The 22,407-nt window shown below is 56.4% G+C and carries 16 protein-coding genes, 2 tRNA genes and 3 rRNA genes; 15 read left to right on the forward strand and 6 right to left on the reverse strand.

Translation table 11 applies throughout. The features are described from left to right. Positions 1–22 precede the first annotated feature (22 nt). From ZBT109_RS04015 to ZBT109_RS13735, 3 genes are read right to left on the reverse strand one after another with little or no spacing between them, the layout of a single operon-like run. The gene (locus ZBT109_RS04015) at positions 23–856 is read right to left on the reverse strand and encodes a metal ABC transporter permease (protein WP_051524234.1); all 834 of its coding nucleotides are present in this window, start codon (positions 854–856) and stop codon (positions 23–25) included. Positions 857–915: 59 nt separating this feature from the next. Continuing rightward, the gene (locus tag ZBT109_RS04020; protein ID WP_084261959.1) at positions 916–1,665 is read right to left on the reverse strand and encodes a metal ABC transporter ATP-binding protein; all 750 of its coding nucleotides are present in this window, start codon (positions 1,663–1,665) and stop codon (positions 916–918) included. Beyond that, on the reverse strand, positions 1,662–1,802 hold the full coding sequence (locus ZBT109_RS13735; RefSeq protein WP_169734036.1) for a hypothetical protein: 141 nt from the start codon (positions 1,800–1,802) through the stop codon (positions 1,662–1,664). Before ZBT109_RS13735 ends, ZBT109_RS04020 begins: the two co-directional genes overlap by 4 nt. A 173-nt stretch (positions 1,803–1,975) precedes the next feature. On the opposite strand from ZBT109_RS13735, the gene ZBT109_RS04025 reads away from it, so the two are divergent. From ZBT109_RS04025 to ZBT109_RS04055, 7 genes are all read left to right on the forward strand, one after another. Further along, a complete protein-coding gene (locus ZBT109_RS04025; protein WP_051524231.1) occupies positions 1,976–4,144 on the forward strand; it encodes a GNAT family N-acetyltransferase in 2,169 nt (722 codons plus the stop codon). A 66-nt stretch (positions 4,145–4,210) separates the two neighbouring features. Continuing rightward, the gene (locus tag ZBT109_RS04030) at positions 4,211–5,707 is read left to right on the forward strand and encodes an aminoacyl-histidine dipeptidase (RefSeq protein ID WP_038279654.1); all 1,497 of its coding nucleotides are present in this window, start codon (positions 4,211–4,213) and stop codon (positions 5,705–5,707) included. Between the two features lie 28 nt (positions 5,708–5,735). Beyond that, positions 5,736–7,037 (forward strand): hypothetical protein, encoded by a 1,302-nt coding sequence (locus ZBT109_RS04035; protein WP_027706276.1) that lies wholly within the window; start codon positions 5,736–5,738, stop codon positions 7,035–7,037. Between the two features lie 131 nt (positions 7,038–7,168). Beyond that, complete coding sequence (locus ZBT109_RS04040; RefSeq protein WP_038279656.1) at positions 7,169–7,825, forward strand: precorrin-8X methylmutase; 657 nt, start codon at positions 7,169–7,171, stop codon at positions 7,823–7,825. Positions 7,826–7,832: 7 nt separating this feature from the next. Beyond that, complete coding sequence (locus ZBT109_RS04045) at positions 7,833–8,594, forward strand: precorrin-2 C(20)-methyltransferase (protein ID WP_051524232.1); 762 nt, start codon at positions 7,833–7,835, stop codon at positions 8,592–8,594. Then, on the forward strand, positions 8,594–9,367 hold the full coding sequence (cobJ, locus tag ZBT109_RS04050) for a precorrin-3B C(17)-methyltransferase (protein WP_038279659.1): 774 nt from the start codon (positions 8,594–8,596) through the stop codon (positions 9,365–9,367). The genes ZBT109_RS04045 and cobJ overlap by 1 nt, the downstream gene beginning before the upstream one ends. A gap of 90 nt (positions 9,368–9,457) precedes the next feature. After that, positions 9,458–10,018, forward strand: coding sequence for an RNA 2'-phosphotransferase (locus ZBT109_RS04055; RefSeq protein ID WP_027706279.1), 561 nt, complete (start codon positions 9,458–9,460; stop codon positions 10,016–10,018). A 43-nt stretch (positions 10,019–10,061) separates the two neighbouring features. Here the strand turns inward: ZBT109_RS04055 and ZBT109_RS04060 are convergent, their stop codons facing one another. Together ZBT109_RS04060 and ZBT109_RS13740 are read right to left on the reverse strand one after the other, a co-directional pair. Then, on the reverse strand, positions 10,062–10,835 hold the full coding sequence (locus ZBT109_RS04060) for a cobalt-precorrin-6A reductase (RefSeq protein ID WP_027706280.1): 774 nt from the start codon (positions 10,833–10,835) through the stop codon (positions 10,062–10,064). A gap of 154 nt (positions 10,836–10,989) precedes the next feature. Continuing rightward, positions 10,990–11,136 (reverse strand): hypothetical protein, encoded by a 147-nt coding sequence (locus ZBT109_RS13740; RefSeq protein ID WP_170144686.1) that lies wholly within the window; start codon positions 11,134–11,136, stop codon positions 10,990–10,992. A gap of 200 nt (positions 11,137–11,336) precedes the next feature. On the opposite strand from ZBT109_RS13740, the gene cbiE reads away from it, so the two are divergent. The 7 genes from cbiE (at position 11,337) to rrf (ending at position 19,483) form a co-directional block, all read left to right on the forward strand. Further along, complete coding sequence (gene cbiE / locus ZBT109_RS04070; protein ID WP_038279662.1) at positions 11,337–12,617, forward strand: precorrin-6y C5,15-methyltransferase (decarboxylating) subunit CbiE; 1,281 nt, start codon at positions 11,337–11,339, stop codon at positions 12,615–12,617. A 411-nt stretch (positions 12,618–13,028) separates the two neighbouring features. After that, entirely contained in the window at positions 13,029–13,793 is a 765-nt protein-coding gene (gene cobM, locus ZBT109_RS04075) for a precorrin-4 C(11)-methyltransferase (protein ID WP_027706281.1), read from the forward strand. Between the two features lie 397 nt (positions 13,794–14,190). Next, positions 14,191–15,730 (forward strand): 16S ribosomal RNA (locus ZBT109_RS04080). Positions 15,731–15,838: 108 nt separating this feature from the next. Then, positions 15,839–15,915, forward strand: a tRNA-Ile gene (locus tag ZBT109_RS04085). 9 nt (positions 15,916–15,924) lie between these two features. Next, positions 15,925–16,000 (forward strand) — tRNA-Ala (locus ZBT109_RS04090). A 344-nt stretch (positions 16,001–16,344) separates the two neighbouring features. Then, positions 16,345–19,244 (forward strand): 23S ribosomal RNA (locus tag ZBT109_RS04095). A 123-nt stretch (positions 19,245–19,367) separates the two neighbouring features. Next, a 5S ribosomal RNA gene (gene rrf / locus ZBT109_RS04100) occupies positions 19,368–19,483 on the forward strand. The 16S, 23S and 5S rRNA genes sit together here with 2 tRNA genes alongside, the layout of an rRNA operon. Before the next feature lie 358 nt (positions 19,484–19,841). On the opposite strand, the gene ZBT109_RS04105 is transcribed toward rrf, so the two are convergent. Then, on the reverse strand, positions 19,842–21,512 hold the full coding sequence (locus ZBT109_RS04105; RefSeq protein ID WP_120185329.1) for an NAD-dependent malic enzyme: 1,671 nt from the start codon (positions 21,510–21,512) through the stop codon (positions 19,842–19,844). Between the two features lie 436 nt (positions 21,513–21,948). On the opposite strand from ZBT109_RS04105, the gene ZBT109_RS04110 reads away from it, so the two are divergent. Continuing rightward, positions 21,949–22,374 (forward strand): hypothetical protein, encoded by a 426-nt coding sequence (locus ZBT109_RS04110; RefSeq protein WP_170144687.1) that lies wholly within the window; start codon positions 21,949–21,951, stop codon positions 22,372–22,374. The last annotated feature ends 33 nt before the right edge of the window (positions 22,375–22,407 follow it).

Below are 22,407 nucleotides of genomic sequence, written 5' to 3' on the forward strand. Positions count from 1 at the left end.
TTGGAAGCGGGCAGCGCCTGATTTAAAGGGTGCTGTCCAACGGAGCGGCACGTTTGCGCCACTTGCTGAGCAGGCTGTGTTGGCGACCTAACAGTGCGGACAGCAGGTACGCCAGACCAGCCAAGAGGATGATGCTGGGGCCGGACGGTAGATCCAGATGGTAGGAAATCATCAGTCCGAATATGCTTGAGAGCATGGCGATCAGAATGGCAATGCCGATCAGCCCTTCAAGGCGGTTGCTCCAGAAGCGAGCCGCCGTTGCGGGCAGCATCATTAGGCCGACGGCCATGAGCGTGCCCAGTGTTTGGAAGCCCGCGGTCAGGTTAAGTACGACCATGCCGAGGAACAGTCCGTGAATAAGCCCGCTGCGCACGCCTTGACCACGCAGGAACAGCGGGTCGAGGCACTCCACAATCAGAGCGCGGAACGTGACCGCCAGCAACAGCAACGTTACGCTACTGATGGTCAAAATCAGCATCAGTGCAGTGCGATCAACAGCCAGCAGCGAGCCGAACAGTACGTGTGTTAGGTCGACGTCCTTGCCGCCCAACGAGATCAGCAGCACACCGCCTGCCAGTGACATTAGAAAGAAGCTGGCCATGGCCGAATCTTCTCGGTGACCGGTCATCTGTGAAACGCCACCGGCCATTCCGGCCACGATGAGACCTGATAGAATGCCGCCAATGCTCATGGCGGGAAGCGAGAACCCCGCCATATAAAAGCCGAGCGCGATTCCGGGCAGGATGGCGTGAGACATGGCATCGCCGATCAGGCTCATGCCGCGCATCATCAGAAAAACGCCCAGCGGTGGGGCCGCAATCGACAGCGCTAGCGATGCCACCAGTGCTTGCCGCATAAAAGCAAAATCGAGCCAGTCGAAGAACTGGGTATGAAGAAAAGAAAGAAGGTCGGCGATCACAGCGCAGGCTCCTTAGTACTGGCAGTGGCGATGGGCTGGACGGGAAGCATCATGCCCGGTGTGGCGTCGATAGCGGCCATGATCTGGTCGCGGCTGTACCAGTAGCTTTTGCCCTGTGCCAGCAGTAGCACTTCATCGGCCAGTTCGGCCAGCTGCTGCTGATCGTGAAGCACGACCAGAATCGTGACCCCTTCATCGGCCATACTGCGCAGTACGCGGGTCAGCACGTCGACGGTGTTGGTGTCGACGTTGGCGAACGGTTCATCCAGAATCAGCAGACGTGCATTCTGCATCAGCGTGCGGCCCAGCAGGGCGCGCTGGCGCTGGCCACCTGACAGCTCGCCCAGTGGGCGGTGAGCCAGATGGGAAATGCCTAGGCGTTCCATGATGTCGCGCCCACGACCGTAGCAGCGGCTGCAGTAGCCACGTAGAGCGCCATGTGTCGGCCAGCAGCCGGTCATGATGAGTTCTTCGACGCTCATCGGAAAACTGAGGTCGAGCACCAGCTGTTGGGGCAACCATGCGCGGCGTTCGCGGGGAACGTTGCACTGGATCTGCCCCGATACCGGCGCAAGTTCGCCCATGATGCCGGAGACAAGCGTGCTTTTGCCCGCGCCGTTGGCACCGATGATGGCCGTGATGCGCCCACTGGCGAATTCACCGGAAATATCGTCCAGCACGACGCGTCCGCTGCGGGCCAGTGTCAGGTGATCAAGACGGAGTTGGGTAGAGGTGTCGTGTGTCATAGGCCTGATTTCAATGCCCAGAATGCCGCCAGCCAGAGCATAGCAATGGGAATGAGCGTAAGTCCTACGCGCTTGATCGCCGACATCGACATCAAGGAAAACTGGCAGGCTCTGTCACGACGATGCTGGTGTGCCATATGCCGTTCCGTATATGAAATGAAGAGGGGAAGAGAACCCAGGAAAACAGAAGGTCTCTAAAATAGTTATAATATAACAAAAACGCAATGATTTTATGCCTTGAAACGACAGAAGCCGTACGCTGCCGCATTGCGATCCCTTATCCCTAGCCCTGAAGAGAGCCGCTCCTGCCATGACCCATACCTGTTCTGCTGCCGTTACTCGCTTGCGCGATTGGCACCGCTATCTGTCGGCGCTGCGTCAGCGCCGGTTATGGGCATGGTCGGGAAATGTCTGTATTTCTGCCGTGAAGCCTTTGTGGCAGGCCTTTCCCGCACCGCACGTCTGGATAGGTGTCGAGCCGCCCGAAGCGTTGCCCCCCGATGTACATTTTCTGACGCTAAAGCAGGCGCGTACCCAGCTCGGGCGGGAAGTGGGAACGCTGGTTGTCGATGCCCGCGAGCAGTTTGATGCCGATGCGTTTGGAGCGATTGCTGGTGCGCTGACCGGGGGAGGCGTCGCCATATTGCTGGCAGCGCATACCGAAGGCGCTGCTGATGGCCTTTTTGATCAGTGGCAACAGCAGGTGATGGCGGAAGATCCTTGTGTGCTGTCCATTCCTGAAGGTGGGTTGGCGGCTTTACCGATACCCCCAGCACTGTCTGTGTCACCGCCTAGCGGTGCTGCCGCACCATCTGTCGAGACTTCGGTGTCCCGCTCCGCATGGCAGCTTGCCCAGCAGCAAGCCGTTACCGCTGATCAACGGCAGGCACTTGAGGTTCTAAAGGGCGCCCCTGAGCGGGCTGTAACGGTGCTGACTGCAGCCAGAGGGCGAGGGAAGAGCGCTGTGCTGGGGCTTGCCGTCGCTGCATGGCTGCAAGAAGGGGCGTTGGAAACGCTGTGGCTGACCGCGCCGCGTGCCGCTGCAGTAGAAGCATTGTTCGAGCGAGTGCAATGTCTCTGTCCGGGCGGCCGCCGTGAGGGTAACCGCTTCCAGCTTGGAGAGCGGGTGCTGCAGTTCATCGCACCGGATGCGCTGATTCATCAGCTGCAGGATGAGGACGCTGCACTGCCGGAACTGCTACTGGTCGATGAAGCGGCCGCTTTACCGCTGCCGTTTCTGAGGCGCTGGCTGTCACGGTGCCCTCATGTCGTGCTATCGACCACATTGCACGGCTACGAAGGCAGCGCGCACGGTTTTACCGATTACATCCAACAGCTTCAGCAGCGGCGACATGGTCAATCGCACGCTGCTGGTGTTCTTCACTATGAACTGCTGACACCTATCCGCTGGGCTGCTGACGATCCATTGGAGGCTTTGACGGCGCGGCTGCTGCGGCTAGAAGCGGCACCGTGTCCAGTACTAACAAACGGTGCATTACATATCGAGGCCGTCGGTCAGACACAGTTACTGGCGCAGCCCGCAGTGCTGGATCAGGTCTTTGGTCTATTGGTACAGGCCCACTACCGCACTTCACCCAGTGATCTGCAGACGTTGCTTGATCACCCTGCGCTGTCGCTGTGGACAGCCTGCGTGGCATCAGACGCTGGTGTACCGCAAGTCGCGGCAGTGGTGATGGCGTTTGATGAAGGCGGCCTGTCTGATGTCTTGGCTCAGGCGGTGGCTGATGGCCGTCGCCGTCCACCGGGTCATCTGTTACCGCAGACTCTGGCACTGCATACGGGGAACCCTGAGGTTGCCCGTATGCGCTGGCGGCGTATTACGCGCATCGCCGTGCATCCCCAGTGTCGAAGGCAGGGTATCGGATCGCAGCTGCTGGCACATGTTCACCATGCCAGTGCGCAGGAGGGTATTGATCTGCTCGGAGTCAGTTTTGGCGGCAAACCTTCGACACTGGCATTCTGGCAGCACACTGGCTTCACGACGGTAAGAGTGGGATTAAAGGACGACACGGTGACCGGTGAGCGCGCCGTAATGATGGTGCGCGAGTGCTGTAAGAGCGAAGTGAGCGTGGCGTCGCTGAGTGGACTGTTCTGGTCGACATTCGTCGTTCAGCTGGCGTTCGAATTGGCTGAGCTGTCGCCGATACGGGTGGCAGCACTGCTGCGTGATCGACACAAAGCCCTTCCGCCGATCGATGGCATGGAGCGCGATGCGCTTCGACGCTTTGGGGAAGAAAAGGCACCGCTAGCGAGTGTGCGGTCCTTCCTGCAGCGGGCCCTGCTGCGCTATGCCGATGCCTTCACATTAGAAGAAGTGGCTGTCATGGCGGGCGTGCTGTTGCAGGGACGTTCGGAAACGTGGGCCAGAACACAGCTTCCTCAACTGACAGGCAAGCGTGCATTCGAACAGTGGCTGCGCGGAAAGGTTGCACTGTGGGCACGCTATTCTGCATGCTGAGACTATCGCTGCAGTCGCCTTCGTGTGCTGCCATCGTCCGCTTTCTCTATATAAGAGGTGTTTCTGATGACCGATTTCGCTGCGTCACCCAATGCCCATCTGGATCGGCTGGATCCGCCGATCCTGTGGAAGCACTTCCGTTTTCTCTGTGATACGCCGCGCCCTTCCGGCAGTGAGACCGCCGTTATCGACGGCATTGCCCAATGGGCCGTTGCGCGAGGTCTGGAAACCGTCAAGGACGCTGTCGGCAACCTTCTGGTGCGCAAGGCTGCGACGCCTGGGCATGAACAGGCTCCGGGCATCGTGCTGCAGGGCCACGTGGATATGGTGGCACAGGCGGCCGTACCTCACGACTTTCAGCGTGATCCGATCGAAACTGAAGTGCGCGACGGCTGGCTGCACGCCAAAGGTACGACCCTCGGTGCGGACAACGGCATCGGTGTGGCGGCTGCGCTGGCGGTACTTGAAGACGATACGCTGGTACATGGCCCGCTCGAAGCATTGTTCACCATCGGAGAAGAAGTATCGATGGAGGGGGCCTTGGCGCTGGACCCTGAATGGCTCAATGGCCGCTATCTGCTCAATATGGATGCCGAAGAGTGGGGCAGTGTCTACGTGGGTTGCGCAGGTGGCGTGCATGTGCTGCTGGATGAGTCGCTGCCCGTGCTGCCGCGCAAGGAAGCGCTGCGTACAGTACAGCTTGCCGTTTCCGGATTGAAAGGCGGTCATTCAGGCATCGATATTGGGCTTCAGCGCGGCAACGCTCACGTACTACTGGCGCGCGCGCTATTGGCCGTGCGCGAGAGCGTCGATGAACTGCGCCTAGTGGCCATAGAGGGGGGCACCATGAGCAATGCGATCCCGCGCGATGCCATTGCGACCATTGCGGTGCCCGCCGATCAGGTCGAACGCGTTGCCAAGACGTTGGATGGCCTGCAGCAGGTTGTACGTGCTGAATGGGCGCATTCCGATCCTGATGCCACCTTGTCGCTGAACGAGGCAGCACAGCCAGAAAGCAACGCGCTGTCCGCCGAGGCCTCTGCCACGCTGATCGACCTGTTGAACGCGCTGCCCTATGGCGTCGCACGCTGGAGCGACGAACTGGAGGGCGTGGTTGAAACATCCAATAATATCGGCAAGCTGCGGCTAGCAGAAGGTCAGCTGACGCTGGACGCTATGACGCGTTCGCTGTGCGACAGTGCAGCACTGGCGCTGGTGGCACGAATCAAGGCAGTATGCCGCCTAGCAGGATTCTCACCCGCCACCAGCAATGTTTATCCCGGCTGGACGCCAGCACTGAAATCCGTACTGCTTGAGCAGTTCCAGCAGCAGCATGACACTGTGCTTGGGCGGCCTGCCGATGTCCGCGTTATCCATGCCGGCCTTGAATGTGGCCTGATCGGTGCGAAATACCCCGATATGGACATGGTGGCATTCGGACCGACTATCAGAGGCGCGCATTCGCCGGACGAACGCGTTGATCTGGCGACGGTTGCTGCTTTCTGGCAGCTGGTCAGAGGGCTCGTCGAACGGATCGGACGCACCACGCCTGCTGCGCGCTGACGCTTCGCACTCAACAGGACAACCCCGCATGACGATCGACCGTCGCCGTCTTATCTGCCCCAGCCTTACGCGCCCTATGAGCACCGGAGACGGCTGCCTAGCGCGTCTGGCACCGCTTGATCGTGCGCTTGAGGCCAGTACGCTCCATCATCTGGCCGTCGCAAGTGACACATGGGGTAACGGTGTGTTGGAAGTCACGCGGCGCGGTAATTTGCAGTGTCGCGGCTTTCCCTGTCGTGAAGACGATACCTTCCGGCCTGTACTGGGCGTATTGCCCGGTCAGGCCGGTAGCCGTTTCCCCATTTCGCTGGATCCCATCGGACTGTTGATGCCACAACCGGCTGCTGTCATGCGGGCTCTGTATGTTGGTCTGCACGATCGGCTTCGTACGAGCTGGCTGGAAACGCACGTTGCGCCGAAGATTTCACTGGTGATCTCGGCCGGCGGTGGTCTTGGCTACGATACGCTGGCGGCTGATATTCAGCTGCACGTCACAACAGGTGCCAACGCTTGCTGCATTCATGTTGGTATCGGTCGCTCTCTTGCGCCGGGCGATATGCGCTGGCAAGGCATGACGTCTTCGCCCGAGCGGGCCATCGATGCTGTAGCTGCACTGCTGTGGGCCATCGGAGACCAAGGGCCTTTGGTGCGTGCGCGAGGATTGCCAGATGAGGCACTGCCCACGCTGGATCTGCAGCCCGGCCATCCCGCCCCTACACCCACATATGCGATAGGGGATACCCTCGCAGAGCCTTTGGCTCGACTATGGGGCGTTCCGTGCGGGCGTTTGGACAGCACCACTGTTGCTGCACTTGGCGATATCTGTGCACGCCTTGATCTCACACTGTGGCCCATTCCTGAGCGACGTCTGCTGATCGTAGGGGAGCGCGCCCGTGATGCTGATCAGGCGTTGCGTTCGTTGGGGCTGATCGACGATCCTCGGCAGCCACTGCCCTACATCGACCTGTGTGCCGGTCGTGACTGCCCGCGCGGCGGCATTGACACTCACGCTACGGCTCGACGACTGGCCGCCTTGCTGACAGCGCTGCCACCGACAGTAAGTGCTCATGTTTCAGGGTGCCCTAAACGCTGTGCACGCGATGTCCCTGCGCTGATAACGCTCAGTGGTGATGACCGTGATGACCGCCTGCGCTTCATCCTTAATGGACAGCCCGGCGATCCCGCGCTGTGGGAAGGGGCCAATCACGATGACGCATGGACGATGTTGACGGCATTGGTCGAGCGAGTGGCGCAATGCCCTGACGAAAGCGCCAACGTAGAGCACTGGCAAGCGTGCTGGCAGGCGCTGTGCGATGAGGCGCACGCTTAGCGGCTATCGCATGACTCATGCATAATGGATGAATACCCTGTGCGAAGCGCATCTCTACTGCCTTCGCACTCTTTTTTGATCGAACACGGTGCCCGGTTCTTATGGGGCCGTGTTCGCGTTGAGAATCGACGATGACCGACGAGCTATTGCCACAGCGTGGACGCTACACTTACGAACGCAACGGGCAGGCCATCTACGAACGCTCCTTTGCGACCATTCGCTGTGAAGCGGATCTGCAACGTTTCACGGCGGAAGAAGCCCATGTCGTGGTCAGGATGATCCACGGCTGTGGCATGGTAGAACTAGCGCAGCATGTACGTTGTGCACCCACGTTCGCTCATGCCGCACGCCACGCATTGCGGCAGGGCGCGGCCATCCTGTGCGATGCTGAAATGGTGGAGCGCGGCGTGACGCGCCGCCGGTTGCCTGCCAATAATCCGGTCATTTGTACGCTGAAAAATGACGCGACAGCACCGAAGGCAGTACAGCTGGGTACCACGCGCTCTGCCGCAGCGGTGCAGGCGTGGCTGCCACATCTTGCTGGCAGCCTAGTCGTGATTGGCAATGCTCCCACGGCGCTGTTTCACCTATTAGAGCTACTGGATGCGGGAGCCCCCGCACCTGCGGCCATCATCGGTGTGCCCGTTGGTTTTGTCGGTGCTGCCGAATCCAAACAGGCGTTGGTGGAGCATCCGCGCCAGGTGCCGTGGCTTATTGTTGACGGGCGCTTGGGCGGCAGTGCCATGGCGGCCAGCGCGGTTAATGCGCTTTCCAGTGACGACACGTGAGGTCTGGATGAAAGGACGACTGTTCGGCGTCGGGGTGGGCCCCGGTGACCCAGAACTGCTGACACTGAAGGCCCTGCGTGTGTTGCAGCAAGTGGACGTTATTGCCTACTTCACCCGTAAGGGCAAGCTGGGCCACGCGCGCGCCATCGTTGGGCCGCACCTGTCAGGGTTTCATCATGAAGAGCCGCTGGTTTACCCGCTGACCACGGAAATCTCCGCGCGTGATCCGCGCTATGCCGCGGCACTGGACGCCTTCTATACCCAGAGCGAAGCACGATTGCGCACTCATCTGGAGGCTGGGCGTTCGGTCGCGATTTTATCTGAAGGTGATCCGCTGTTCTTCGGCTCCTATATGCATCTGCACGTCCGGTTGCATGATGACTACGAGACACAGGTCATTCCGGGTATCACCGCTATGTCGGCCAGCTGGGCGGCAATGAAACGCCCTTTCTGCCAAGGGCAGGAGGTCGTCAGTGTCCTGCCGGGTACGCTGGCTGATGAACAGCTGGCGCGTCATCTGGAGCGCAGTGATGCCATTGTGATCATGAAGGTCGGGCGTCATCTGGCGCGTATTCGTCAACTGCTCGACCGTCTGCAGCTGATTGATGACGCCCAGTACATTGAATACTGTGGTCAGCCATCCGAGCGGTGTGTGCCGTTATCTCAGCTGGCCCCTGATGATGCGGCACCTTATCTCTCCTTGATTCTGGTGCCCGGGGCACGCGCGTTGAGTGCCGCAGGTACCGTCGCAAATGAGGTGACAGGCTGATGTGCGATCAGACAAAGAAAGGCATCGGGCATTTGGTCGTTATCGGCATCGGCCCGGGCAGTCAGGCCTGCTGTACGCCTCAGGCGCAGCAAGCCGTAGCCGATGCCACGTTGATATACGGCTATGGACCTTACCTTGATCGTCTGACCTTGGCACCGCACCAGCAGCGCATAGCGTCCGATAACCGTGTCGAAGCACAGCGCGCACGCGAGGCACTGACTCAGGCGGCGGCCGGGCATCGTGTGGCGATGGTATCGGGTGGCGATCCCGGAGTTTTTGCTATGGCGGCGGCGGTCTGCGAACAGATTGACGCAGGGCCGGCTGAATGGCGTACGCTTACCGTGGCGTTCGTTCCCGGCGTGACGGCGATGCTAGCGGTGGCCGCCGAGTGTGGTGCACCGCTGGGGCACGACTTCTGTGCGATCTCGCTGTCCGACAACCTCAAACCGTGGACGACCGTACTCAAACGCCTAGATGCAGCCGTGGCGGGGGATTTCGTGATGGCGTTTTATAACCCTCGCTCGACAGCACGGCCTTGGCAGCTGGACGCCGCATTTGATCATCTGCGTGCCCGCTTGCCCGCCGATACCGTTGTACTCTACGGACGCGCTGCCGGCCGCCCTGATGCGCGCTATTGGGTAAGTGCGTTGCAAGAGGCTTCTTCAGAAGGTGTGGACATGGCAACGCTGGTGATCGTTGGGGCAAATGCTACACGTGTGATTGAACGCCCCCAGCGCCAGCCGCTGGTATACACGCCGCGCTATCAGCCATAGTGCAGCTTCGATAATAACGAATAAGGCAGTGGCCGCAGCGGTGGCTTTTACGAGCCACACTGCTTGTCGCCATGCCAACAGGGACATCATATGCAGTTGAATGATATCAGTCGCTTTCTGAGCTACGTTCTGCGCCACAACCCCGATGCCATTTCGCTGACGCTGGATTCGCAAGGATGGGCTTCAATTGATGAGCTAATCCAAAAAGCGCGAGCCAGCAAGCGCGTATTCACGCGTGAGCAGCTGGACGAGGTGGTCGCAACCAATGATAAGCAGCGCTTTGCTATCAGTGACGATCGCGCATCCATCCGAGCCGTCCAAGGGCATTCACTCGAACGAATCAAGATACGCTATACCGCCTGTCAGCCGCCCGAGGTGCTTTATCACGGCACCGCATCACGCTTTTTAGGTCGCATTCTCGCTCAAGGGCTGATAGCGGGAAGTCGCCATCATGTACACCTTTCTGCGGATCAAGGCACGGCCGTCAAAGTAGGCGCACGTCACGGTGATCCTGTAGTTCTTACAATACGGGCACGAGATATGTACTTGGGCGGGCAGGCCTTCTATCAGGCCGATAACGGCGTTTGGCTGACGGACAGTGTGCCGACGGCGTATATCGACGAAGATCACCTGTATTGGCCGAAGGCCTGAGTAGCGCAGATGGGCCATGGCGCGTGGCGGTCTTATGAATGCCTTAGCGTGCGAGGAAATGTGGCAAAGCGCGGATAAGCGAAGTCACGGACTCAAAGGTGCTGACGTTGATCGGCAGTCTAGGCCGCTCGACCATAATCACGGGGATGTCCAGTGTATGTGCCGCCTGCAGTTTCGCTGCCATAGAGTGGCCGCCGCTGTTCTTGCAGACCATGCGCGTGATGCACCAACGCGTCATCAAGGTCTCTTCTTCGTGCAGTGAGAAAGGCCCACGTGCCAGCAGCGAGTGAATATGAGGCAGTGCCATGTCGTCATCCAGTGGCTCTATGCTGCGCACAAGATACGTATGTTGAGGTGCCGCCGCGAACGAGGCCGCGGACTGACGACCAATAGGCAGAAACACGCGCTGAGGCGCTTCGCCTAGACGTTGCACAGCCTGTGAGAGTGAATCGCATCTGTGCCAGTCAGCGCCAGGTTCAGGTAACCATGCCGGGCGCAGCAGCCGAAGAGAAGGGATGCCCGCCTGTCGCGCAGCGGCCACGGCATTAACCGGCATCTGCGCAGCAAAAGGGTGGGTCGCTATGATCAGCAGACTGACTTGGTGTTCGATAAGCCAGCGTGCGAGCCCCTCCACACCGCCAAAGCCACCTGTGCGCGTGGGAATGGGCTGGCGCAGTGGAGAGCGCGTGCGTCCGGCCAGTGACATCGTCAGCCGGCAGCCCGGTACATGCACGGTCAGCTGCTGAGCCAGCAGTTTTGCTTCCGTGGTGCCGCCTAGAATAAGAATATGGCCCGCAGGTCGATGAGAGTGGCTCATAGTGAGGCTCGGTGTGTGGCAGATGGCAATGGTCGACGCGATGTAACATAACCTTCTTTGTTGCGATCGTCTTGTGCCCGTTGCACTCTGCGCATGATTAGCAGCGCCTTGTACCGCCGTTTATTGTCGGATTTTCGTCACGGTAGCTTGATCTTCAACAGACTTTTTTGATGATTACCGCTGCCCGCTGCCCGCTGCCCGCTGCCCGCTGCCCGCTGCCCGCTGCCCGCTGCCCGCTGCCCGCTGCCCGCTGCCCGCTGCCCGCTGCCCGCTGCCCGCTGCCTTTGGGTAATGGGGGCATGGCGTTGCTGCTAGGGTGTCGACGCCAATGCCTGAAAAGGAGCGGATGAAAGAAGAGAACGATATCCGTGAGTCATTGCCGCGATGAACAAGTTTCCTGCTGCTTGTTCGAGGCGGTGTCTCGTGGTCTGGTTCCGAAAATGACGCACAATGTTCGTGAAGCATTACGCTGTGATTCAACATTAGGTGCAAGGTATCCATATGCACGATGTCATGGAAAAATCCGCTCGCTGGCTCACTGTCATCGGCGTAGGGGAGGAGGGGGAACAAGGGCTGACGCCTGCGGCGAAGGATGCCCTAGCCAACGCCACTTATGTCTTCGGTGCGCAGCGTTTACTGGACAAAGTGGCTTCGTCTGCGGCCAGCACGATGCCTTGGTTATCACCACTGAGCAAGGGCATGGACGCACTGCTTCGGCTTCGGCACACCCCACACGTCGTCGTGTTGGTCAGCGGTGATCCCTTCCATTATGGTTTGGGTGGTTGGCTGGTTGAACGTATACCGCTTCATGAAATGACCGTTATTCCTGGAGTCTCTTCCATCAGTCATGCCTGTGCGCAGATGGGGTGGTTGCAGCAGCACACCCTCGTACTGTCGCTGCATGGGCGCGATGAAACGTCCCTGTATCGCGTGTTGGAACACGGACAACGCGTACTGGTGCTGACCTCTGATGCCGAAGCGCCTCACCGCTTGGCCGGCATGCTGTGCGCAGCGGGGTTCGGTCGCTCCCATATCACTCTTCTGGAAGCGCTTGGCGGCGATCAGCAACGTTGTTGTCGTCTCCAGGTTGATCAATGGCAGGGTGTACTCGGCCAGCAGGATCTCCATTCACTCAATATTATGGCGCTGGAACTGATCGCAGATCACCCCGAACGATGCCACGGCCTTGCTCCCGGGCGCCCCGACGAGCTATTCGAAAACGATGGGCAGATTACACGCAGCGATGTGCGTGCTATGACGCTGGCGCATCTTCGGCCTCATCCTGGCGAACGGCTTTGGGACCTTGGCGCAGGGTCGGGCGCTATCGCCATTGAATGGCTGCGAGCTGGACCAGAGATGGCCGCCATCGCCGTTGAACGGCACTTGGCACGGTGCGGAATCATCCAACGCAATGCTCAACGTTTTGGAGTTCCCCATCTGCAGCTCTTTGAGCACGACCTTCATACCGGCACCGCCATTCTCGACGCTCAGCCCTCACCGAATGCAGTCTTTATTGGCGGGGGCGCTTCACATGCACTGGTCAATTACTGTATGTCCCGACTGACATATTACGGACGACTAGTGGTGAATGCCGTGACCCTAGAAACCGAACAACTGCTGTATGAACTGCATAAACAACACGGTGGACAGCTGACCCGCGTGGCCATGGAATACGTCGAACCGCTGGGACGTATGCGCGGCTGGAAGCCCGCGCGCACGATTACCCAGTGGTGTTGGCAGCAAACCGAACCAGTGTCGTCGTCAACACACAGGCAGAAGTAGGTAGAAGTAGGTAGAAGTAGGTAGAAGTAGGTAGAAGTAGGTAGAAGTAGGTAGAAGTAGGTAGAAGTAGGTAGAAGTAGGTAGAAGTAGGTAGAAGTAGGTAGAAGTAGGTAGAAGTAGGTAGAAGTAGGTAGAAGTAGGTAGAAGTAGGTAGAAGTAGGTAGAAGTAGGTAGAAGTAGGTAGAAGTAGGTAGAAGTAGGTAGAAGTAGGTAGAAGTAGGTAGAAGTAGGTAGAAGTAGGTAGAAGTAGGTAGAAGTAGGTAGAAGTAGGTAGAAGTAGGTAGAAGTAGGTAGAAGTAGGTAGAAGTAGGTAGAAGTAGGTAGAAGTAGGTAGAAGTAGTGTGAGTACACACATACTTAAAAGTTGGCATTGAACTGCTTCCGCACTATGCAAAGAGGACATCAACGCATATGAAGGCTTGCGTACACTTTATAGGAGCAGGACCCGGAGCCGCGGATTTGATCACGCTGCGAGGTATGCAGCTCCTTCAGCGCTGTGACTGGTGCCTGTACGCGGGATCAACGGTGAATGAAGAACTGCTGGATTATTGCAGTGAAAAAGCCCGGCTGGTAAACACGGCGCCTTTGGACCTGCAGTCACTGACGGCGCTCTACCAGCAAGCGGCTGAGGAAGGATGCCAGGTTGCTCGCCTTCATTCCGGCGATCTTTCATTTTTCAGTGCATTGGCAGAGCAGCTCCGCCTACTTGAACAGCTGTCCATTCCTTATACGCTGACACCGGGCGTTCCCGCTTTTGCTGCGGCCAGCGCACTGTTGCAGCGAGAGCTGACAGTGCCTGCCGTTACGCAGAGCGTGGTGCTGACCCGCATTGCAGGCCGAGCCTCGGCGATGCCTGCCAACGAAACACTGGAGTCCTTTGCCGCTACCGGGGCCACGCTTGCTATCCATTTGGCCATCCAGCAGCTCGAAAGCGTCGTTGAGCGTGCACTTCCTTTCTATGGAGAGGGGTGTCCTGCTGCGGTCGTATACAGGGCAAGCTGGCCTGATGAGCAGGTCATCAAGGCGCCATTGGGTAAGCTGACACATAGGGTAAAAGGGCAAGCCATCACGCGCAGTGCACTTATTCTCATCGGCCCTGCATTGGAGGCGTCTTCATTCGAAGGTAGTGCACTTTATACGAAAGATTATGCACGCCAGTTTCGCGTTTCGAAATGAAATTACATTTTCCTGCATAAAGCCCTTGCCAACCCCCGGTGATCTCTGTAAAGTACGCCCTCGCTGCCAGGGCAAACGCCGGGTGGCACGGAAGCTAACCTCTTGTAGGTCTTCGCTTTTTTTGAAGAGGTTTCAGTTGAGATAGCCGTATCGTCTCCTGAAATGATCGCCAAATCGGCGGTTGACAAAATCTTCAGGAAATGTAGAATGTGCTTCCACTTGCTGAGCAGCAAACGCCGCTCGCAAGACGCTCTTTAACAAGATGATCAGGCAATTTGTGTGGGTGCTTGAGGTTTTCGAAGTGAATCATCATTTCGAGCATCAAGTAACTCATCGATTCAATGAGTTGTTTCGATACTCGAGCCGGATTGGTCACCTAATGACCAATGAAAGATTTAAACTGAAGAGTTTGATCATGGCTCAGATTGAACGCTGGCGGCAGGCCTAACACATGCAAGTCGAGCGGCAGCACGGGAAGCTTGCTTCCTGGTGGCGAGCGGCGGACGGGTGAGTAATGCATGGGAATCTGCCCGATAGTGGGGGATAACGTGTGGAAACGCACGCTAATACCGCATACGTCCTACGGGAGAAAGGAGGGGATCTTCGGACCTTTCGCTATCGGATGAGCCCATGTTGGATTAGCTAGTTGGTGAGGTAATGGCTCACCAAGGCAACGATCCATAGCTGGTCTGAGAGGATGATCAGCCACACTGGGACTGAGACACGGCCCAGACTCCTACGGGAGGCAGCAGTGGGGAATATTGGACAATGGGCGAAAGCCTGATCCAGCCATGCCGCGTGTGTGAAGAAGGCCTTAGGGTTGTAAAGCACTTTCAGTGGGGAAGAAAGCCTGAGACCTAATACGTTTCAGGAAGGACATCACCCACAGAAGAAGCACCGGCTAACTCCGTGCCAGCAGCCGCGGTAATACGGAGGGTGCGAGCGTTAATCGGAATTACTGGGCGTAAAGGGCGCGTAGGCGGTCTGTTAAGCCAGATGTGAAAGCCCCGGGCTTAACCTGGGAACAGCATTTGGAACTGGCAGACTTGAGTGCAGGAGAGGAAGGTAGAATTCCAGGTGTAGCGGTGAAATGCGTAGAGATCTGGAGGAATACCAGTGGCGAAGGCGGCCTTCTGGACTGACACTGACGCTGAGGCGCGAAAGCGTGGGTAGCAAACAGGATTAGATACCCTGGTAGTCCACGCCGTAAACGATGTCAACTAGCCGTTGGATCCCTTGAGGATTTAGTGGCGCAGCTAACGCACTAAGTTGACCGCCTGGGGAGTACGGTCGCAAGACTAAAACTCAAATGAATTGACGGGGGCCCGCACAAGCGGTGGAGCATGTGGTTTAATTCGATGCAACGCGAAGAACCTTACCTACTCTTGACATCCAGAGAACTTTCCAGAGATGGATGGGTGCCTTCGGGAACTCTGAGACAGGTGCTGCATGGCTGTCGTCAGCTCGTGTTGTGAAATGTTGGGTTAAGTCCCGTAACGAGCGCAACCCCTATCCTTATTTGCCAGCGATTCGGTCGGGAACTCTAAGGAGACTGCCGGTGACAAACCGGAGGAAGGTGGGGACGACGTCAAGTCATCATGGCCCTTACGAGTAGGGCTACACACGTGCTACAATGGCGAGTACAGAGGGTTGCGAAGCGGCGACGTGAAGCTAATCCCAGAAAGCTCGCCTCAGTCCGGATCGGAGTCTGCAACTCGACTCCGTGAAGTCGGAATCGCTAGTAATCGCGAATCAGAATGTCGCGGTGAATACGTTCCCGGGCCTTGTACACACCGCCCGTCACACCATGGGAGTGGATTGCACCAGAAGTGGCTAGTTTAACCTTCGGGAAAACGGTTACCACGGTGTGGTTCATGACTGGGGTGAAGTCGTAACAAGGTAGCCGTAGGGGAACCTGCGGCTGGATCACCTCCTTAAACGTAAAATGATCACCTCGTGATCTTAAGTACCCACAACAAATTGCCTGATCTTGATAGAGCGAAGTACTGCAGGGGATATTCCCTGGCCGTGCGCAAGCAGTTGCCGGGTCTGTAGCTCAGTTGGTTAGAGCGCACCCCTGATAAGGGTGAGGTCGGCAGTTCGAGTCTGCCCAGACCCACCATTATTATATGGGGCCATAGCTCAGCTGGGAGAGCGCCTGCCTTGCACGCAGGAGGTCAGGAGTTCGATCCTCCTTGGCTCCACCATCTGACTGTCTTGATGGCCGGTTACCCAGTACTTAGTTTAGTGATCTAGCTTCTAGTCACGAACCAATCTTCATTGCCTGATGATTGATTATTAGAGAGTGTAATAATCAATACCACATCATGTGATGCATGTTGTTTCCTGACTGTAAGCTTCTTGCTCGCAGTATTGCTCTTTAACAATGTAAATCATGCTGATGCCAAGTCCAATGGAACGCCGTCAGATTTTACTTCCTCGGAAGTAGCATCCGATAGGCCGTGACATTGGCAAATGAGATACGTCTCAAGCGTATCCGGCGAAAATTGTTTTCGTTTGAATCGTGATCTATGACTCTTTCGGGTTATATGGTCAAGCGATTAAGCGCACACGGTGGATGCCTAGGCAGCCAGAGGCGATGAAAGACGTGATAGCCTGCGATAAGCATCGGGGAGGTGGCAAATGACCTTTGATCCGGTGATCTCTGAATGGGGAAACCCACCCGTCATAAGACGGGTATCCTTACCTGAATACATAGGGTATGGAGGCAAACCGGGAGAACTGAAACATCTAAGTACCCCGAGGAAAAGAAATCAACCGAGATTCCCCCAGTAGCGGCGAGCGACCGGGGACTAGCCCTTAAGTCTTAGTTGTATTAGCGGAAGTGTTTGGAAATGCACGCCATAGTGGGTGATAGCCCCGTACGCGAAAATGCAATTAAGGTGAAATCGAGTAGGTCGGAGCACGTGAAACTTTGACTGAACATGGGGGGACCATCCTCCAAGGCTAAATACTCCTGGCTGACCGATAGTGAACCAGTACCGTGAGGGAAAGGCGAAAAGAACCCCAGTGAGGGGAGTGAAATAGATCCTGAAACCGTGTGCGTACAAGCAGTGGGAGCAGACTTGTTCTGTGACTGCGTACCTTTTGTATAATGGGTCAGCGACTTATTCTCAGTAGCGAGCTTAACCGTATAGGGGAGGCGTAGGGAAACCGAGTCTTAAATGGGCGACATAGTTGCTGGGAATAGACCCGAAACCGGGCGATCTATCCATGAGCAGGTTGAAGGTTGAGTAACATCAACTGGAGGACCGAACCGGGATCTGTTGAAAAAGATTCGGATGACTTGTGGATCGGAGTGAAAGGCTAATCAAGCTCGGAGATAGCTGGTTCTCCTCGAAAGCTATTTAGGTAGCGCCTCATGTATCACCGCCGGGGGTAGAGCACTGTTTCGGCTAGGGGGTCATCCCGACTTACCAACCCGAGGCAAACTCCGAATACCGGTGAGTGCAGCATGGGAGACACACGGCGGGTGCTAACGTCCGTCGTGAAAAGGGAAACAACCCAGACCGTCAGCTAAGGTCCCAAAATCTTGGTTAAGTGGGAAACGATGTGGGAAGGCTCAGACAGCTAGGAGGTTGGCTTAGAAGCAGCCACCCTTTAAAGAAAGCGTAATAGCTCACTAGTCGAGTCGGCCTGCGCGGAAGATGTAACGGGGCTCAAACCAAGTACCGAAGCTACGGGTTCAACACCTTAGTGTTGAGCGGTAGAGGAGCGTTGTGTAAGCCTGCGAAGGTGTGCTGTAAGGCATGCTGGAGGTATCACAAGTGCGAATGCTGACATGAGTAACGATAAAGGGAGTGAAAACCTCCCTCGCCGGAAGACCAAGGTTTTCTGTTCGACGTTAATCGGAGCAGAGTGAGTCGGCCCCTAAGGCGAGGCCGAAAGGCGTAGTCGATGGGAAACAGGTTAATATTCCTGTACCAGACAGTACTGCGATGGGGTGACGGAGAAGGCTAGGTGAGCCAGGCGACGGTTGTCCTGGTGAAAGTATGTAGGCTGAGCAAGTAGGCAAATCCGCTTGCTTAAAGTCGAGATACGAGACGAACTGATTCCTCGGACTCAGGAAGTCATTGATGCCACGCTTCCAGGAAAAACCTCTAAGCTTCAGGTACTGTGTGACCGTACCCCAAACCGACACAGGTGGTCAGGTAGAGAATACCAAGGCGCTTGAGAGAACTCGGGTGAAGGAACTAGGCAAAATGGCACCGTAACTTCGGGAGAAGGTGCGCCGGCGTAAGGTGAAGAGACTTGCTCTCAGAGCCCCAACCGGTCGAAGATACCAGGTGGCTGCAACTGTTTATTAAAAACACAGCACTCTGCTAACGCGTGAGCGGACGTATAGGGTGTGACGCCTGCCCGGTGCCGGAAGGTTAATTGATGGTGTTAGGACTCGTCCGAAGCTCCTGATCGAAGCCCCGGTAAACGGCGGCCGTAACTATAACGGTCCTAAGGTAGCGAAATTCCTTGTCGGGTAAGTTCCGACCTGCACGAATGGCGTAATGATGGCCACACTGTCTCCACCCGAGACTCAGTGAAATTGAAATCGCTGTGAAGATGCAGTGTTCCCGCGGCTAGACGGAAAGACCCCGTGAACCTTTACTATAGCTTCACACTGGATGCTGATGTTGTCTGTGTAGGATAGCTGGGAGGCTTTGAAACTGTGACGCCAGTTGCAGTGGAGCCAACCTTGAAATACCAGCCTGACATCATTGGCGTTCTAACTTGCTACCGTTATCCGGTAGAAGGACAGTGTGTGGTGGGTAGTTTGACTGGGGCGGTCTCCTCCCAAAGAGTAACGGAGGAGCACGAAGGTACCCTCAGTACGGTTGGAAACCGTGCAGTGAGTGCAAGAGCATAAGGGTGCTTGACTGCGAGACAGACACGTCGAGCAGGTACGAAAGTAGGTTCTAGTGATCCGGTGGTTCTGTATGGAAGGGCCATCGCTCAACGGATAAAAGGTACTCCGGGGATAACAGGCTGATACCGCCCAAGAGTTCACATCGACGGCGGTGTTTGGCACCTCGATGTCGGCTCATCACATCCTGGGGCTGAAGTCGGTCCCAAGGGTATGGCTGTTCGCCATTTAAAGTGGTACGCGAGCTGGGTTTAGAACGTCGTGAGACAGTTCGGTCCCTATCTGCCGTGGGCGTTGGAAGTTTGAGAAGAGCTGCTCCTAGTACGAGAGGACCGGAGTGGACGAACCTCTGGTGTTCCGGTTGTCACGCCAGTGGCATTGCCGGGTAGCTATGTTCGGACGGGATAACCGCTGAAAGCATCTAAGCGGGAAGCCCCCTTCAAGATGAGACTTCCCTGGGGCCTTGAGCCCCCTAAAGGACCCTCGAAGACTACGAGGTTGATAGGCACGGTGTGGAAGCGCAGTCAATGCGTTGAGCTAACGTGTACTAATGGTCCGTGAGGCTTGACCATATAACCCCAAAGGGTTATAGACACGATCCGAAAACAACGGATACGCTACGAGACGATCTCGGCCCAGCATGATTTACAGATTTAGGTTGCGGTGCCTTAGGCATCGAGACCGAACCGAATACGCTTGACGACCATAGCGAGCGGGTACCACCTGATCCCATGCCGAACTCAGAAGTGAAACCGCTCAGCGCCGATGGTAGTGTGGGGCTTCCCCATGTGAGAGTAGGTCATCGTCAAGCATCTCTACTGAATACCCCCGGCCAGCAATGGTCGGGGGTATTTGCTTTGGGAGCTAGGGGCCAAGGCAGCAGGCTAAGGTTGCAGACGAGTGATAACGGCCGTGCCCGCCCTCGTCGCCGTGGCTAAGAAGCGCAGATGAGTGGCCAGAACCAAGAGAAGAAGAGCGGCAGCGTAACCCTAAGGCCCTGCCTCCAAAAACGGCAGACACCTCAGTAACGCACCGCTCCATCGTCTGCCGATCGCTCATCTGTCCCAAACAGCCAACAGCTACTAGATGCCGTCATGAAAATACCCCGATGATCCGCTACTCAGGCCATCATCGGGGTGTTTAGTTATCGCAAGACGAATGCTGCAGCTCTAGCCGTAGCAAGCGTACGCGGGTGTCCAGAAGTGTGCCTCAAGGCGTTCCTTCAAAGGCGTACTATCTCGGCCTTCGGTCACGCCCTCTTCAACGGCTTGCTGGGCGACGGCCTCTGCGATGCGCAGGCTTACCTCTTTTATATCCTTGAAAGAGGGCAGGACGGCGCCTTTTCCGGATTGTGCTACCGGAGAACAGTCGGACAGCGCTCTAGCTGCGGCCATTAGCATGCTGTCTGTTACTCGGTGTGCCTGTGCCGCAATGATGCCAAGGCCAATGCCTGGGAAAATATAGGCATTGTTGCACTGTGCGATGGGATAGGACGTACCATCGATATTTACGGGCTCGAAAGGACTGCCTGTTGCTACCAAGGCGTTGCCTTGCGTCCATTTCAGAATATCGGCAGGTACGGCTTCAATACGCGATGTAGGGTTGGAAAGTGGCATGACCAGCGGCGTTGGGCAATGGCGATACATGGTGGTAATGACATCTTCATTGAAGAGGCCTGCCTGGCCTGATACGCCAATAAGAATTGTTGGTTTGACGTGTTCTACTATCGTAGATAACGCACTTTTTGCTGTTAAATTCCACGAGGCAACAGTGGTCGTTGGTTGTGCCAGTTTTTTCTGGAAGTCCGGGATATCCTTCATATCATCGGTAACGAGGCCGTTACGGTCGATCATAAAGATCCTGCCTCGAGCTTCCTGCTCGCTGAGGCCGTCTTCCTGCATAGCTGCGACGATCTGTTCGGCGATGCCGCAACCTGCGGAGCCTGCACCGACAAAGATGATGCGCTGATCGCGAAGTTGCACCTGACGTGCTTTGCAGGCGGAATAGAGTGTGCCCAGTGCCACTACGGCTGTGCCTTGAATGTCATCATTGAAGCAGCACAGGCGATCACGATATTTTTGAAGTAAAGGCAGTGCATTGATCTGTGCGAAGTCCTCAAATTGCAGGAGTACATTCGGCCAGCGTTTCATGACGGCCGCCACGAAGCGTTCAACGAAATTGTAGTACTCTTCGCCGCGGATGCGTTCGTGATGCCAGCCAATGTACGTGGCGTCATTCAGCAGGTCTTGGTTATTGGTACCTACATCAAGAGTGATAGGCAGTGTTTTTGCTGGGTCGATACCACCGCAGGCCGTGTAAAGGCCAAGTTTGCCAATAGGAATACCCATTCCACCCGCGCCTAGGTCGCCAAGGCCTAGAATTCTTTCCCCATCGGTTACCACGATGACACTGACATCGTCCTGATCCACATTGGCCAGAATGGTATCGATATTGTCTTGGTCTGGGTAGGCAATGAATAGGCCACGGCTGCCACGGTAGATGTGAGAGAATGTCTGGCAGGCTTCACCTACGGTAGGCGTGTAGATAATCGGCAGCATCTCTTCGAGATGGTCGCTTACGAGGCGGAAGAACAACGTTTCATTGCGATCTTGTAATTCACGAAGATAGATATGGCGGTCAATAGCCTTCTCGTATGAGCTGAACTGCTGATAGGCACGTTTGGCCTGGTCATCAAGGGTTTCTATCTGGAATGGAAGTAGTCCGCGGAGTCCATAGGTTGTGCGTTCCTGCTCGGAGAACGCGGTATCTTTATTGAGCAGCGGGTTGCTGAGTAAGGCAGAGCCTTGCTGATCTATCGTAACGGATTTCTGTGAAGACATAATGGCGTCCTTGACCTTGTGAGTAAGAAGGAGAGTGCCAACTCACCGCTAAATATCGGTGAAACCACGGTGGCGCGCTTCCCGAAGTACGCCTCGAAACCAAAATCATATAAAACCGATTATTGGTTTGGGGATAATGTCAAGATAGCTATAAGTTTGAATAAAGACTAACACCGAAGTTATTCAAAGAAAAATGTGCACGTCGCGGCAGAGAGTAGTGATGTACCGTTGCCTATTTCTCAATAGAGAAATAGCCGAAGTTGACTGTTTGAAATAAAAGAAAATTTCATCACCTCCTATAGCGGAAAGCACTGAGAAAAGGTGTGGAATGTTGAAACTAGTCTAAAGGTCAGGCTTTTGGCTTGGTTATCATATTCAATGGTTTTGCTAGATTTTTGCAGAAAGTGAGCTTGCCAGAGGTGAGAGAAGCGCTATCATGCTGGCCGCACATCCGCACATCCGCACATCCGCACATCCGCACATCCGCACATCCGCACATCCGCACATCCGCACATCCGCACATCCGCACATCCGCACATCCGCACATCCGCACATCCGCACATCCGCACATCCGCACATCCGCACATCCGCACATCCGCACATCCGCACATCCGCACATCCGCACATCCGCACATCCGCACATCCGCACATCCGCACATCCGCACATCCGCACATCCGCACATCCGCACATCCGCACATCCGCACATCCGCACATCCGCACATCCGCACATCCGCACATCCGCACATCCGCACATCCGCACATCCGCACATCCGCACATCCGCACATCCGCACATCCGCACATCCGCACATCCGCACATCCGCACATCCGCACATCCGCACATCCGCACATCCGCACATTGACGGTGCAGTCGGGCTTTGAGCAAAAGCAAAAAG

Origin of the sequence: Zymobacter palmae (assembly GCF_003610015.1) — a bacterium.
GTDB lineage: Bacteria > Pseudomonadota > Gammaproteobacteria > Pseudomonadales > Halomonadaceae > Zymobacter > Zymobacter palmae.

Excerpts from the sequence above, each read along its gene's own strand:
- ZBT109_RS04055 (WP_027706279.1), top strand. The coding sequence starts at position 9,458 with ATGCAGTTGAATGATATCAGTCGCTTTCTGAGCTACGTTCTGCGCCAC.
- ZBT109_RS04110 (WP_170144687.1), top strand. The coding sequence starts at position 21,949 with ATGCTGGCCGCACATCCGCACATCCGCACATCCGCACATCCGCACATC.
- cobJ (WP_038279659.1), top strand. The coding sequence starts at position 8,594 with ATGTGCGATCAGACAAAGAAAGGCATCGGGCATTTGGTCGTTATCGGC.
- ZBT109_RS04015 (WP_051524234.1), bottom strand. The coding sequence starts at position 856 with ATGCGGCAAGCACTGGTGGCATCGCTAGCGCTGTCGATTGCGGCCCCA.
- ZBT109_RS04025 (WP_051524231.1), top strand. The coding sequence starts at position 1,976 with ATGACCCATACCTGTTCTGCTGCCGTTACTCGCTTGCGCGATTGGCAC.
- ZBT109_RS13740 (WP_170144686.1), bottom strand. The coding sequence starts at position 11,136 with ATGCCCCCATTACCCAAAGGCAGCGGGCAGCGGGCAGCGGGCAGCGGG.
- ZBT109_RS04060 (WP_027706280.1), bottom strand. The coding sequence starts at position 10,835 with ATGAGCCACTCTCATCGACCTGCGGGCCATATTCTTATTCTAGGCGGC.
- ZBT109_RS04105 (WP_120185329.1), bottom strand. The coding sequence starts at position 21,512 with ATGTCTTCACAGAAATCCGTTACGATAGATCAGCAAGGCTCTGCCTTA.
- ZBT109_RS04035 (WP_027706276.1), top strand. The coding sequence starts at position 5,736 with ATGACGATCGACCGTCGCCGTCTTATCTGCCCCAGCCTTACGCGCCCT.
- ZBT109_RS04020 (WP_084261959.1), bottom strand. The coding sequence starts at position 1,665 with ATGACACACGACACCTCTACCCAACTCCGTCTTGATCACCTGACACTG.
- ZBT109_RS04040 (WP_038279656.1), top strand. The coding sequence starts at position 7,169 with ATGACCGACGAGCTATTGCCACAGCGTGGACGCTACACTTACGAACGC.
- ZBT109_RS04030 (WP_038279654.1), top strand. The coding sequence starts at position 4,211 with ATGACCGATTTCGCTGCGTCACCCAATGCCCATCTGGATCGGCTGGAT.
- cbiE (WP_038279662.1), top strand. The coding sequence starts at position 11,337 with ATGCACGATGTCATGGAAAAATCCGCTCGCTGGCTCACTGTCATCGGC.
- ZBT109_RS04045 (WP_051524232.1), top strand. The coding sequence starts at position 7,833 with ATGAAAGGACGACTGTTCGGCGTCGGGGTGGGCCCCGGTGACCCAGAA.
- cobM (WP_027706281.1), top strand. The coding sequence starts at position 13,029 with ATGAAGGCTTGCGTACACTTTATAGGAGCAGGACCCGGAGCCGCGGAT.
- ZBT109_RS13735 (WP_169734036.1), bottom strand. The coding sequence starts at position 1,802 with ATGGCACACCAGCATCGTCGTGACAGAGCCTGCCAGTTTTCCTTGATG.